Source organism: Dyella sp. (assembly GCF_036568765.1).
Classification (GTDB): Bacteria; Pseudomonadota; Gammaproteobacteria; order Xanthomonadales; family Rhodanobacteraceae; genus GSA-30.
Genome location: NZ_DATCRY010000221.1, coordinates 1 through 12,844 on the forward strand (window position 1 = coordinate 1; position 12,844 = coordinate 12,844).

General features: G+C 61.9%; 11 protein-coding genes. 8 read left to right on the top strand and 3 right to left on the bottom strand.

The annotated features are described in order from the left end of the window. Positions 1 to 310 precede the first annotated feature (310 nt). Positions 311 to 787, top strand: a complete 477-nt coding sequence (locus VIM98_RS15275) for a hypothetical protein (RefSeq protein ID WP_331993966.1) — start codon at positions 311 to 313, stop codon at positions 785 to 787. A 162-nt stretch (positions 788 to 949) separates the two neighbouring features. Here VIM98_RS15275 and VIM98_RS15280 read toward each other — a convergent pair whose 3' ends face one another. Both VIM98_RS15280 and VIM98_RS15285 read right to left on the bottom strand, forming a co-directional pair. Then, positions 950 to 3,181, bottom strand: coding sequence for a S9 family peptidase (locus VIM98_RS15280; RefSeq protein ID WP_331993967.1), 2,232 nt, complete (start codon positions 3,179 to 3,181; stop codon positions 950 to 952). A 90-nt stretch (positions 3,182 to 3,271) separates the two neighbouring features. Next, complete coding sequence (locus VIM98_RS15285) at positions 3,272 to 3,979, bottom strand: glutathione binding-like protein (protein ID WP_331993968.1); 708 nt, start codon at positions 3,977 to 3,979, stop codon at positions 3,272 to 3,274. 153 nt (positions 3,980 to 4,132) lie between these two features. Here VIM98_RS15285 and VIM98_RS15290 point away from each other — a divergent pair, with 153 nt between their 5' ends. From VIM98_RS15290 to VIM98_RS15320, 7 genes are all read left to right on the top strand, one after another. Beyond that, entirely contained in the window at positions 4,133 to 4,558 is a 426-nt protein-coding gene (locus VIM98_RS15290; protein ID WP_331993969.1) for a hypothetical protein, read from the top strand. Between the two features lie 117 nt (positions 4,559 to 4,675). After that, complete coding sequence (gene rbsK / locus VIM98_RS15295; protein WP_331993970.1) at positions 4,676 to 5,569, top strand: ribokinase; 894 nt, start codon at positions 4,676 to 4,678, stop codon at positions 5,567 to 5,569. 149 nt (positions 5,570 to 5,718) lie between these two features. Further along, entirely contained in the window at positions 5,719 to 7,200 is a 1,482-nt protein-coding gene (locus VIM98_RS15300) for a sugar ABC transporter ATP-binding protein (RefSeq protein WP_331993971.1), read from the top strand. A 69-nt stretch (positions 7,201 to 7,269) separates the two neighbouring features. After that, positions 7,270 to 8,238 (top strand): ABC transporter permease subunit, encoded by a 969-nt coding sequence (locus VIM98_RS15305; RefSeq protein WP_331993972.1) that lies wholly within the window; start codon positions 7,270 to 7,272, stop codon positions 8,236 to 8,238. A 29-nt stretch (positions 8,239 to 8,267) separates the two neighbouring features. Continuing rightward, positions 8,268 to 9,200 carry a ribose ABC transporter substrate-binding protein RbsB gene (gene rbsB, locus VIM98_RS15310; RefSeq protein WP_331993973.1) on the top strand — a complete coding sequence of 311 codons (933 nt, stop codon included), beginning with the start codon at positions 8,268 to 8,270 and terminating at the stop codon, positions 9,198 to 9,200. Positions 9,201 to 9,328: 128 nt separating this feature from the next. After that, on the top strand, positions 9,329 to 10,429 hold the full coding sequence (locus VIM98_RS15315) for a DNA polymerase beta superfamily protein (protein ID WP_331993974.1): 1,101 nt from the start codon (positions 9,329 to 9,331) through the stop codon (positions 10,427 to 10,429). Continuing rightward, entirely contained in the window at positions 10,426 to 11,196 is a 771-nt protein-coding gene (locus VIM98_RS15320; RefSeq protein ID WP_331993975.1) for a nucleotidyltransferase domain-containing protein, read from the top strand. The genes VIM98_RS15315 and VIM98_RS15320 overlap by 4 nt, the downstream gene beginning before the upstream one ends. Before the next feature lie 46 nt (positions 11,197 to 11,242). Here VIM98_RS15320 and VIM98_RS15325 read toward each other — a convergent pair whose 3' ends face one another. After that, positions 11,243 to 12,721, bottom strand: coding sequence for a carbohydrate porin (locus tag VIM98_RS15325; RefSeq protein ID WP_331993976.1), 1,479 nt, complete (start codon positions 12,719 to 12,721; stop codon positions 11,243 to 11,245). Between the last annotated feature and the right edge of the window lie 123 nt (positions 12,722 to 12,844).

Below are 12,844 nucleotides of genomic sequence, written 5' to 3' on the forward strand. Positions count from 1 at the left end.
CGGCAAAGCCGTGCGCGCCGGCCGCCCAATAGGGCGTCCAATCGGCGGCCGATACCAGCGTCGGCAGCAGCATCGCCACTGCCGAGCACAACGCAAATTTCCTTATCCTGCTCATCGTATCGCTTCCCCTCGTGAGTCGCGTTTGCATGGCCATATGCGATGGCTGCAAGCGTCGATACGATTCACGACTCGGAGCCTGTAGTCAAGCTTGCGTGAAAATCGCAAGTTCATACCGGTGACATAGATCGCAAACCCATCCGGCAGATGCGTTGTTATGATCGCCAGAGACTATTTGTGGGAGCGCGCGTGCATGTTCATTCCATCGATTCGCGCCACCGCGCTGGTCGGTATGGCCGTCCTGGCTGCCGGCTGCGGCAGCGTCATGCATCGCCATCAGCGGCCCGACGATTTCTCCTTGAAGTACGCCAAGAGCAGTCCGTCGATTTCGACGGCGATGTGGTGGAAGTATTCCGTCGAGATCGATGCCAAAGGCACGAAGACGGTGCATTGGGCCAGCAACGAGGGAGACAAGGACAGCACTGGGCAGCTCGATGCTGCCGACTACGACGCTCTGTATGCGACGCTGCGCAAGGACGGTGCGTTCGACAAGCTGGCCGACAACCCGCCTTGTCCCAATCCGATAGGCGGCGGCAACGAAGATCTCACGCTGTTCGCCAAGGGCGAGTACACCATCATTCCGCGTTGTTCGACCCAGCCGAAACGGCAGAAGAAGATCGAGCAGATCTGGAACGATGTGCGGCAGGTCGTGGGGAAGCCGCCGCGGTAAGAAGGTGGAACTGAGGCAGGGCTACCCCTCACCCCCACCCCCGGCGAAGGCAGGGGAGAGAGAGCTTGACCGAGGCGAGCCTCAGTACTTCGTACCAGCGCAGGCCGCTTCCTTTCCCCGGCTTCGCCGAGGAAGACGATGGGGTAAGGAAGCCATCTTGCCTCAAGGATGGGTATTCCCGGCCCCCTTCACCTGCTCCTGAAAGAAATCCTCGATCAGGTGGTACACATGCGCGCGCTGCCCCGGCAGGTTCAAGCCATGCTTGGCGCCGGGATAGGCCATGAAGTCGAACTGCGTACCGCGCTTCTGCAGCTCGGACATCAGTCGCGTCGAATTGACGAACAGTACGTTGTCGTCGGCCATGCCGTGCACGAGGTAGAGCTTGGACGTCAGGCCGTCCAGCCAGGCGAACGGGGAGCTGCGTGTGTAACCTGCATCGTTATCCTGCGGCCGACCCAGGTAGCGCTCGGTGTAGAACGTGTCATACAAGCGCCAATCGGTCACGGGCGCGACGGCAACGCCGCCCGCCAGTTCGTTCGACGCCTTGCTGAGCATCATGGTGGTCATATAGCCGCCATAGCTCCAGCCGAATACACCGATGCGCCTGCCATCGACCCAGGGCTGCGATTTAAGCCAGTGGATGCCGGCGAGCTGGTCTTCGACTTCCGCCGCGCCGAGCTGCTGGTAGATCGGATCCTCGAACTTGCGGCCACGGCGCGCCATGCCGCGATTGTCCAGGGTGAAAACGACAAAGCCCTGGTTGGCCATGTACTGATTGAAGTAATCGCCCCAGCTATCCACCACCAGCTGCGCATGCGGGCCGCCGTAATAAGTATCGAACACCGGATACTTCTTGGCGGGATCGAAATCTGCCGGCTTGTACACGCGGTAGTAGAGCACCTGCCCGTCGGCACTCTTGAGGGTGCCGAATTCGGGTTTGATCAGGCTGTCGCGATAAGGCCAGAACGGGTGCTTCTCATCGAGCGGATTCTGTTCGATCCAGCTGATCAAACTGCCATCGGGTTTGCGCACGCTCACCTGTGGGGGCGTCTGGGCGTTGGAGTACGTATCCAGATAGAACGCACCGTCATGCGCGAATTCGGCCTGGTGAGTGCCGCTACCCTGGCTGACCCGCTGCGGCGCATTGGCAGTGCTGCCATCGAGCTTTAGCGCATAGACCTGGCGATCGGGGACAAAGTCGCGATTGGAACTGACGTAGACCTTGCCCGCTTTTTCGTCCACGGCAAGCACGCCATCGATCTGCCATTCGCCCTGGCTCACCGGATGCTTAAGCTGACCGTCGATTCCGTAGAGATAGAGGTGGTGGTAGCCGCTGCGCTCACTGCCCCACAGGAAGCTCTTGCCATCCTTGAGGAAGCTCAGGTCGTTGTTGAGATTGATCCAGGTCTGGCTGGTTTCGGTCACCAGCGTATGCTGGGTCAGCGTCTTGGCGTCGACCAGGCGCAGTTCGAGCTTCTGCTGGCTGCGCGGCATCCATTGGTAGCTCACGTGCTTGCCATCGGGCAGCCACTTCACACGGGTGAGATAGATATCCTGATCCGTACCCAGGTCGATCCAGCGTGCCTGTCCGCCGGCTGGCGCCACAAGCCCAAGCTTGACCTGCACATTCGGATCGCCAGCCGCCGGATAGCGCTGCTCGATGACGTCGGTACGGTCGGCATAGACTTCGGTGCGCTTGATCGTCGGCACTTTCGATTCGTCATAACGTTCGAAAGCGATCTGGCTATCGTCCGGTGCCCACCAATAACCCTCGCTGCGCTCCATTTCTTCCTGCGCGACGAACTCGGCTTCACCGTTGTGTACGGCGCCGCCACCATCGTGCGTCAGCTGGCGCACCGTACCGGTCGCCAGTTCGATCGCCCACAGGTTCTGGTCGCGGACGTAGGAAACGTAGCGGCCTTTGGGCGAAATACGCGGATCGAGAACATCGCCTCCCGTATCGAGCTGGCGTGGCACCGGCTTGTCGCTACCGACGTCGTACAGGTAGAGCTTGCCACCGATGGGAAACAGCAACTGTTTGCCATCCGGCGACCACTGGTAGCTCAGGATGCCGTGCATGCCGGCGGTACGCGCGCGTTCGCGACGTGCTTTTTCCGCGTCGGAAAGGTGCTCGCCCTGCGGCTCGAGCTTCTTGGAATCGACCAGCAGATGGGTGCTGTTGTCCTTGAGCCGGTATTCCCACAGGTCCAGCTGATTCTGGTCGTCCGGCTTGGCACGCAGGAAGGTCACTCGCGTGCCGTCCGGCGAAATCTGCAGGCCACGCGGTGCGGGACCGGCAAGGCTGCCGCCATCGAAGATCCGCTCGATCGTCAATTTTTCAGCCATGGCGGGCACAGCTACCGTCATGAGGGCTGCAAACAGAAAAGTGCGCATGAAGACATCCCGGAAAACGCCGACACAAAACCGTCAAGAATTAGAACCGGTTGTGTGACGCAATACCAGCTATTCATGCGCACGCCGTGGTCAACCCAATGCCTTGGCGCCCTGGCCGAACAGCACCTTGCGGGCTTCCTCGTCCTTGCTGAGGTCGAGCTGCTGGCTGCGCAGCGGCTCGCCAGCCGCGTAGGCCCGCAGTGTGGCCGGCCGCGCCGCAATGCGGTCGTACCAGGCCTTCAGGTGCGGAAAATCGGCCAGATCCATACCCTGCGCTTCATGCGGCACGATCCACGGATAGGCGGCCATATCGGCAATGGTGTAATCGTCGCCGGCAATGAACTGGCGGCCATCCAGGCGTTTATCCAGCACACCGTAAAGGCGGCGCGTCTCGTTGACGTAACGGTCGATGGCGTAGGGAATCTTTTCCGCCGCATAGCGGTTGAAGTGATGGTTCTGACCCAGCATCGGGCCCAGTCCGCCCACCTGCCAGTAGACCCACTCCAGCACCGCATAGCGTGCTCGTGCATTCGTGGGCAGGAACTTGCCGGTCTTGTCGGCCAGGTACTGCAGGATGGCACCGGACTCGAACACGCTAAGCGGGCCCTGACCGTCCTTGGGCTCGGTATCGACGATCGCCGGCATGCGGTTGTTCGGCGAGATAGCCAGGAAAGCGGGCTCGAACTGATCGCCTCTACCGATGTTGACCGGCTTGATGGCATAGGGCAGGCCGGTTTCTTCAAGGAACAAGGTGACCTTGTGGCCATTGGGCGTCGGCCAGTAGTAAAGCTCGATCATGGATAATCCTCGGTGTGCTGATGAATGCTTGGGCGGACCGTGATGGAAACCTAGATTTTCGGGGCTGCCGCACGGCTTTCAACCCAGAGCACGTCAACGCCGTGCTGACCGCCGCGTTCAGCCGACAGATATTCCCAACCAAAGGACCGGACGATGAAGCGCCTGATGCTTGCCTCTTTCTCCCTGGTTTTCGGCCTTGCCGCGCTACCGGCACTGGCCCAGCAAAACGCGTCGGATACCACCGCGCCGGCCGCCGCAGAGCACGGTCAGCGCATGGATCCGCAAGAACAACTGGCGCGACTGAGCAAGCGCCTGCAACTGACCGCCGATCAGCAGAGCAAGATCGGCGCGATCCTGACCCAGCGCCAGCAACAGGTCCAAGCCATTCGCGGCGACAGCAGCCTGAAACCTGCCGACAAACGCAGCAAGTTGTTGGCACTGATGCAGACTACCCAGCAGAGTGTCAACGCTGTGCTCACCGACCAGCAACGTCAGCGTTGGGCCGATATGCGCGAAAAAATGATGCAGCGCCGCGACGCCAAGAAGGATGGTCAATCCTCGCCATCGGATGGTCAGTAAGACATCGATCGGGCCGGGCGGCATTGTGCCGCAGCCGCCTGGCCCCTTTCACTCGCTGTCTGTAAGTCCAAGATCGCGTATGCTGTAAGGTCTTGCAGTCGTGGAAGGACCCCCACAATGACCCGAGTCGTCGTGGTTGGCAGCATCAACATGGATCTGGTTACGCTCGCGCCGCGCTTCGCGGCTCCGGGCGAGACGTTGCTCGGCGAGCGCTTCGTGACCTTACAAGGTGGCAAGGGCGCCAATCAGGCAGTGGCCGCCGCACGCCTCGGCGCCGAGGTCGCCATGGTCGGCGCGATAGGCGACGATGCTTTCGGCGCACAGTTGTACGAAGGGCTGGCACGCGAAGGTGTCGCGCTCGATCATCTCCATCGCATCGACGATTGCGGCAGCGGCACCGCCTCGATCACCGTGGCCGGTGGCGAAAATGCCATCGTGATCGTGCCGGGCGCCAATGCGCGTCTGACGCCTGCCCACGTGGAGCGCGCGACCGACGCCATTGCCCGCGCCGATGCCGTCCTGGTGCAATTGGAGTCGCCGCTGGAAACCGTGGAGGCCACGCTGCGGCTGGGCTCCAAACTGGGCAAGCCGGTGATTCTCAATCCTGCCCCGGCGCAACCGCTGCCGCCGGAATGGCTCGAGCTGGCGCGCTTTGTCACGCCGAACGAGCACGAACTGGCGATCCTGCTCGGCGCCGACGCCAGCGAGGATCCGCGCGAACTCATACGCCGTATACCCTGCCCCATCGTAATGACGCGTGGCGCCGAAGGTGCCTGGTACCGCGACGGTGGCGAGTTGGTGCAGCAGAGCGGTTTCAAGGTCGACGCCGTCGACAGTACCGGTGCGGGCGACACGTTCAATGCCGCGCTGGCGGTATTTCTCAACGAAGATGTGGCCTCTGCCGTGCGCAAGGCCTGTGCCGCAGGCGCACTATCGGTCACCCGCCTGGGCGCACGCGGAGGCATGCCTACGCGCGCCGAGCTCGACGCCTTTCTCGGAAAGCCTGCGTGAGTCGCGACGGCTTGCTGCACACCTGAGCGAATCGGTCCGATCGAATCGGCCGATCGCCATGCCGCCCATCCGGCGATACGAACCGGCGAAATCTCGCCTTATGCCAACGTCGGCCCGCGTGCGGGCACGCCCTCCTAGAACAAGTCATCATGAGCAGTACCCTGGTCAGCATGCACGGCATGCATAAAGCCTTCGGGCCAGTGCCCGTGTTACGGGGCGTCGATTTCGAACTGCGTGCCGGCGAGGTGCACGCGCTGATGGGCGAGAACGGCGCAGGCAAATCGACCCTGATGAAGATTCTTACCGGGCAACACAGGCCCGATGCAGGCGAGATTCGCGTGGGTGGCCAGCCGGCGGTCATTGCCTCGCCTGCCGACGCCGAACGTTATGGCATTGCCATCATCCATCAGGAACTGAATCTGATCGCCAACCTCACGGTAGCGGAGAACCTGTTCCTCGGTCGCGAACTGCGCCGTTTCGGCGTACTGCAACATGGCGCCATGCGCGCCAAAGCGCGTCAGTGGCTAGCCCGCATAGGCATGCACACGTTATCGCCCGAGGCGAAGGTTGAAACACTCTCGGTCGGTCAACAGCAGATGGTGGAAATCGCCAAGGCACTCGCACTGGAGGCGCGCGTGCTGATCATGGACGAGCCCACCGCAGCGCTGACCGAGCGGGAAACCGCCACGCTATTCGCGCTGATCCGCGAGCTGCGACAGAACGGCACAGGCATCGTTTACGTTTCTCATCGCATGGAAGAGATCTTTGCTTTGTGCGATCGCTTGTCGGTGTTACGTGACGGGCAGTTCGTCGGCGTACGCGACATCGCTGGACTGGAGCTGGATGAAGTCGTGCGCATGATGGTCGGGCGTACGCTCGATGCACGCTTCCCCAAGCGCAATGCCGTGCCCGGTTCGGTGCGCCTGGCCGTCAAAGGTCTTAGCGATGCCCATGTCCGCGATATCGACTTCGACGTGCGCGCTGGCGAAGTGCTTGGCATTGCGGGCCTGATGGGCGCCGGTCGTACCGAACTGGCGCGGCTGCTGTTCGGCTTGAGCAAACCGAAGGCAGGCACCGTCATGCTCGACGGCAAGCCATTGCAGTTACGCACACCGATACAGGCGATCGCCGCGGGCATGGGGTTCGTGACCGAAGACCGCAAGGGCGAAGGGCTGGTGCTGGATCTGAGCCTGCGCGAAAACATCAGCCTGCCGCGCGTGCCCGCACACCTGGGACTGATCGATCGACGTGCCGAACGTACGCGATCGCGCGAACTGATCGAACAGCTGCATATCCGTGCGCGCGACATGGAGTTGCACGTACGCGCGCTGTCTGGCGGCAACCAGCAAAAAACGGTCCTGGCCAAATGGCTGGCGCTCGAACCCAAGGTGCTGCTGCTGGACGAACCTACGCGCGGCGTGGACATCGGCGGCAAGGCCGAGATCTACCACATCGTCAACAAGCTGGCCGAGCGTGGCGTAGCGATCGTCATGATCTCCTCCGAACTACCGGAAGTCCTGGCCATGAGCGATCGCATCCTGGTGATGCACGAGGGGAGGGCGACCGCGTTGCTGGAAGCGGACGGTGCGACCCAGGAACAGCTGATGCACGCGGCGACAGGGGGGCGTTGATCGTGTCCGTCGTTTTTTCAGCGTACACACGCTATGCCATGACCCTCGACTTTTCTCTGGAACACAGTGATGACTGAAGCCTTTCTACGCACTCCCAAATCGTCGCTTAGCCTGCAGCGCAGCCTGAGCGTGTTGCAGCGCATGGGGCCTGCGATCGGGCTGCTGCTCCTGTTTGTTGTATTGAGCATCCTGAGTCCGGACTTCCTCATCGCCGGCAATTTGCTTACCGTACTGCGCCAGGTATCGATCAATGCATTGATCGCGTTCGGCATGACCTTCGTGATCCTCACCGGCGGCATCGATCTCTCGGTCGGCGCATTGCTTGCGCTGGCAGGTGCGGTCACCGCGGACACGATGGCGGCCGGCCACGGCATGGGCCTGGCGATCGCCGCGGGCCTGGGTACGGGCTTATTGCTAGGCCTGGTCAATGGCGCATTGGTCTCGTGGGGACGCGTGGCGCCCTTCATCGCCACCCTGGGCATGATGACGCTGGTGCGCGGCTTGACGCTTTCCTATACGCAAGGCCGACCCATCGGCGTCGAGAACCCGGGCTTTGCCTTGCTCGGCGACGGCTATGTGGCCCATCTGGTTCCGATCCCGGTGATCTGGATGTTCGCGCTTTTCGCGATAAGCGGCTTTCTGTTGCGCGGCACGGTCCTGGGCCGGCATGTCGTCGCCATCGGCGGCAACGAAGAAGCCGCGCGCCTCTCCGGTGTGCGCGTGCCGTCGATCAAACTGGCTGTCTACGGTTTATCGGGACTGCTTTCCGCCTTTGCCGGCATCGTCCTGACGTCGCGCCTGTACTCGGCGCAGGCGACGGCTGGCGTCGGTTACGAACTCGATGCCATTGCTGCCGTCGTGCTTGGTGGCACCAGCCTCTCGGGCGGCCGCGGCTGGTTGTTCGGCACCTTGATCGGCGCACTGCTGATCGGGTTTCTCAACAACGGCCTGAACCTCGTAGGGGTGTCGTCCTTCTATCAGCAGGTAGTGAAGGGTGCGGTCATTCTTATTGCCGTACTGCTCGATCGACGCAAGTAACCCGGTCTTTTATGCAAGGAGCAAACATCATGCGTACACCACGGCTCATCGCCATCGCCACTCTCGCCGTCTTCGCCACCGCCTGCAGCCAGCAAGGACCTGGGGAATCGGGCGCACCGGCCGCCGCCGCGGGCAGCGCCAGGACCATCGGGCTGGCAATTTCCACGCAGAACAACCCGTTCTTCGTCGAACTCAAAGATGGCGCACAGAAGGCAGCCGCCGATGCGGGGCTCCAGCTGGTCGTGGTCGACGCGCAAGACGATCCCGCGCGGCAGATCTCCGGCGTGGAGGATCTGATTCAGAAGAAAGTCAGTGCCATCCTGCTCAATCCGACGGATTCGTCTGCGTTGACCGGAGCCGTGCAATCGGCCAACCGTGCGCATGTTCCGGTGATCACGCTGGACCGCGTAGTCAACGGAGCCCAGGTTGCCTCGCATATCGCTTCGGACAATGTCGCCGGTGGCGCCATGGCAGCGCAGTTCCTGGCGCGGCGCCTCAATGGCAAGGGCAATGTAATCGAACTGGTGGGCGTGCCCGGCACATCCGCCGCCCGCGACCGCGGCAACGGCTTCAACGACGAAGCCGAAAAGCTCGGGTTGAAGATCGTCGCACAGCAACCGGCCAACTTCGATCGCGCGCAAGGCCTGTCCGTGACCGAGAACCTGTTGCAAGCGCACCCGAATGCCAACGCTATTTTCGCGCAGAACGACGAGATGGCGCTCGGTGCTTTGCGCGCGCTGAGCGGTAGCAAGCACGGCCCGGTCGTCGTCGTTTCGTTCGACGGCACGCCGGATGCGATCGAGGCGGTGAAACAAGGCCAGCTGGAAGCAACCGTAGCGCAGCAGCCTGCGGAAATCGGCCGCCTCGGCATAGAGACCGCGCGGAAGCTGCTCGATGGGCAGGGTGTCCAGAAAAGCACGGCAGTGCCACTGAAGCTCGTCGCGAAAGACAGCGCACTATAAGCTCCGAGGCGCATTTCTCCTCTCCTCGGCAGATCCAGGGAGAGGAGCTCTTCAATGCCGACCCGCGCGCTCGTCATCGCGTTCTGGCTGTGGCCTAATGCCTGATCGCTTCTAGTCAGGACCCCGCCATGGTCACTCTCGACAGCCTGCTCGCGCATGACACACCCGCGCTGCTGTTCGAGTGCGTCAGCGGCAGCCACGCCTATGGCACCCATACGCCCGAGAGCGATCGCGATCTGCGTGGCGTCTTCGCCCTGTCCAGTCGCGCTTATCTGGGATTGAACGCGCCTTCGAGCCAGGTGGCCGATGAACGCAACGACATCGTTTACTACAGCCTGCGTCGCACTGTCGAGCTCCTGGCTAACGCGAACCCCAATGTACTGGAGCTGCTGTTCATGCCGGCCGACTGCGTGCGTGCCAGCTCCCCGGAGATGCATGCGCTGATCGCGCAGCGTCACTTGTTCATCTCGCGCCAATGCGTGCAAACGCATCTGGGTTATGCGATCAGCCAGATCAAGAAGGCTCGCGGACAAAACAAGTGGATCAACCAGCCGCAGCCCGAGCGGCCACCCGCCAAAGAGGATTTTTGTTACATCGTGCCGCGCGAGCGCCTGCTGGGCGACGACGCGCCGCCTAGCCGACCCCAATCGCTAAAGAGCCTGGGCTGGAACCTGGCCGACTATCACGCTTCGCGGCTGGAGCACGCGCGTGACGCTTATCGCCTTTATCGTTACGGCACGGATGCGCGCGGCGTATTTCGCGAAGACATGCTGGTTTGCGAATCCATACCGCAGGAAGATGAGGTTCCACGCTTTGCCGGCCTGCTGTTTTACAACGAGCATGCCTGGAAACAGGCGGTAGCGGATCATCAGAACTACTGGACGTGGCGCCGCGAGCGCAATGAAGCACGCTGGCGCCAGCAGGAGGCCGGTGAACTGGACTACGATGCCAAGAACTTGATGCACACCGTACGCTTGTTGCTTTCAGGCGAATCGATCCTGCTGCGCGGTGAGCCAATCGTGCGTTTCAGCGGCGAGCCGCTGGCGTTGCTGATGTCGATTCGACAAGGTCGGTTTACCTACGACCAGATCATGGCTATGGCGACCGACATCATCGCGCGCTGCGAACGGTTACCTGGGCACCGTGATTTGCCCGCTGTCATCGATACCGCGGCGGCCGATCGGCTGCTACAACAAGTGAGCGGACAATGGGAGGCGCGCTGCGCATGATGGAAGCCATTCAAGCTGCTATCGACACGGTCGAGCACGAGTGCGGCGTTCGCGTGCTCTATGCGGCGGAATCCGGGAGCCGGGCCTGGGGCTTCGCTTCGCCGGATAGCGACTACGATGTGCGGTTTGTTTACGCACATCCACGCGATTGGTATGTAAGCGTGTTCGAACAGCGAGATGTGATCGAGCGTATGCTGCCAGGCGACCTGGATGTCAGCGGTTGGGATTTGCGTAAAGCGCTCCGTTTATCGTCCAAGTGCAATTTGGCTTTCAACGAGTGGTTCGGTTCGCCCATCGTCTATCGGCAAGACGAGGCGTTCGCTGCCGACATCCGTGCGGTCAACGAAGCATGCTTCCAGCCGGCTCGGGCGTTGTATCACTATCTCAGCATGGCGCGCGGGACCTATGCCGACTACCTGGGCAGCGAGCAGGTACGCATCAAGAAGCTGTTTTATTTCCTGCGCCCGATACTTGGCTGCCGCTGGATCGAGCAGGCGCGGACACAGCCGCCCACTCGATTTGCCGAACTGGTAGCGGCGCCCTGGGTGAGCGACGAAGAACGCGGGTGGATCGCGGCGATCGAAGCGCGCAAGGCCGTCGCGAAGGAGGGCGATCTGGAAGGCGTGCCGGATTGGCTGCGTCAATGGATGGTTGGGGGTATCGAGCACTTCCAGCGCATCGGCGCGAGCCTGGCCAACCGCGCGGATGTGGATCCGCAGGTGTTGGACCATGTGTTGCGCAAGTGGTCGAAGGATGCTGCAGCTTAGCGCTTGCCCCCTGGCAGGAAGCCAGGGGGATCGAGCGCTCCCCTCATCATCCCTCCGGCTGCGGTAGCCCCAGTAGCGCATGGAAGCTGGTGGTGATGCGTACACCCAACACAGTCGCGTGAGTATTGTGCGGATTGGGAATAGCCAGCGGTAGCTGATCCGGGTGCCATACATACTGCGCATAGGGATAAACCACCACGCCCGGCGCCACCGCAAAGCCGTAGTTCAACTCCATGCCGGTTTGCGGCTTCATCGTATAGTCGATGCCGTGCGCGGCAGCGAGGGCATGGCGCGCGGCTCGCAGGCGCGCATCGAAGGTCTGGTATGTCATCAGGAAATTCAACGAGTCGGCCGCACGCGAAGCGAACGGTCCGGTCAGCAGGAAACCTGCCTCGAACTGCTCGCGATCGTCACCATAACCGGTGATGTCACGGTCGGCAGAGGCGATGAGTGCCAGACCGCGTGTGCTCTTGGGGTTATCGCTGAAGCGCAAGATTGTCTGGGTCAGTCCTGCGAACAGGCCAGTCGCCTTGGTGTGCGTTTGCGGCGCACCCGGATGTGATGCCAGTGGCAAGCCGGTCGTCGAATAGAACTTGTCGGTATAACGCGCCGTGTCGTAATAGCCGCCGATGTGCACGTTGGTCGGATAAAGCGATGTCGCCGGCGTGGTGATGTAGCCGACTTGCACAGGTATGAAGGCGCCGTGCGCTTCGTCCAGGCCCCAGTCGCGGCCCGGCCAGCCCCGATGCTCGCGCGAAATGTTCTCGTTGGGCGAGTTTTCTATCGCGCCCGCCTTGATGTACCAGGACGGCGCCGGATGCACGGTGATGACGCCACCCCAGGTACCCACTTGATAGCCCGGATGGCTGGCATTGAAGTTGTATGCGTGTGGCGTACCGCAGGAGTTGCTCCAGAATGTGCATAGCCACGGCATGACATGGAAGCCTGGCGATAATCCGGGCAGATTGGAGAGCTGGTTCATACGCCCGACGGTCACGTGCACGCGCCCATGCGCGATGCTCTGGTCGTAGTAGAAATCCACCAGCCGTATTTCATCGCCAAAACCCCACGGTACCTGCGTCTGCGAGCCCGTACTGGTCCCCGCCGTCGCGGTCGCACCCGCCTGGTTGGACAGCGTGAAATCGAACAGGCCGCCCTTCAGCCCGAAGGCCTTGTCGGTATCGATGTCGAAACCCCAGAAACCGAGGCCCAGATAATTGCCCTTGCGTTTGTTGCCTCCGTCCACGACGTTCATGTACGCCTGCTGGTAGAAGCCGTGCAAATACACGCCATGATCGGCAAGCCGCTCGCCGAACGAACGACCTACATCGCGCCAGTCGAAAAGATAGCCGGGATGCTCTGCCGACGCGGCAACCTGGTTGCCGTTATCCGCTGCTTGTTTGTTGGCATCGTCAGCTCTGGCCTCCCCGCCGGCGGTCACGACGATGCCAATGGCCAGCGACAGCACACACGCGCCAAGGCGCGACGATGGCTGCCGATAGAAACTCGAATGCTTACACGTCATGGACCCCTCCTTCCAAACGCTTATTCAGTGATATGCCGCGCGTTCAAGCGGAACGCGGTGGCACGGATGTGGTCTTCGGCGCCGTCTGCGGTGACGGCGGCGCGGGTGCGGCGGTGCCGGGAC

Bases quoted from the DNA above. Each gene is read 5' to 3' on its own strand.
- VIM98_RS15275 (WP_331993966.1), top strand. From the start codon at position 311: ATGTTCATTCCATCGATTCGCGCCACCGCGCTGGTCGGTATGGCCGTC.
- VIM98_RS15280 (WP_331993967.1), bottom strand. From the start codon at position 3,181: ATGCGCACTTTTCTGTTTGCAGCCCTCATGACGGTAGCTGTGCCCGCC.
- VIM98_RS15285 (WP_331993968.1), bottom strand. From the start codon at position 3,979: ATGATCGAGCTTTACTACTGGCCGACGCCCAATGGCCACAAGGTCACC.
- VIM98_RS15290 (WP_331993969.1), top strand. From the start codon at position 4,133: ATGAAGCGCCTGATGCTTGCCTCTTTCTCCCTGGTTTTCGGCCTTGCC.
- rbsK (WP_331993970.1), top strand. From the start codon at position 4,676: ATGACCCGAGTCGTCGTGGTTGGCAGCATCAACATGGATCTGGTTACG.
- VIM98_RS15300 (WP_331993971.1), top strand. From the start codon at position 5,719: ATGAGCAGTACCCTGGTCAGCATGCACGGCATGCATAAAGCCTTCGGG.
- VIM98_RS15305 (WP_331993972.1), top strand. From the start codon at position 7,270: ATGACTGAAGCCTTTCTACGCACTCCCAAATCGTCGCTTAGCCTGCAG.
- rbsB (WP_331993973.1), top strand. From the start codon at position 8,268: ATGCGTACACCACGGCTCATCGCCATCGCCACTCTCGCCGTCTTCGCC.
- VIM98_RS15315 (WP_331993974.1), top strand. From the start codon at position 9,329: ATGGTCACTCTCGACAGCCTGCTCGCGCATGACACACCCGCGCTGCTG.
- VIM98_RS15320 (WP_331993975.1), top strand. From the start codon at position 10,426: ATGATGGAAGCCATTCAAGCTGCTATCGACACGGTCGAGCACGAGTGC.
- VIM98_RS15325 (WP_331993976.1), bottom strand. From the start codon at position 12,721: ATGACGTGTAAGCATTCGAGTTTCTATCGGCAGCCATCGTCGCGCCTT.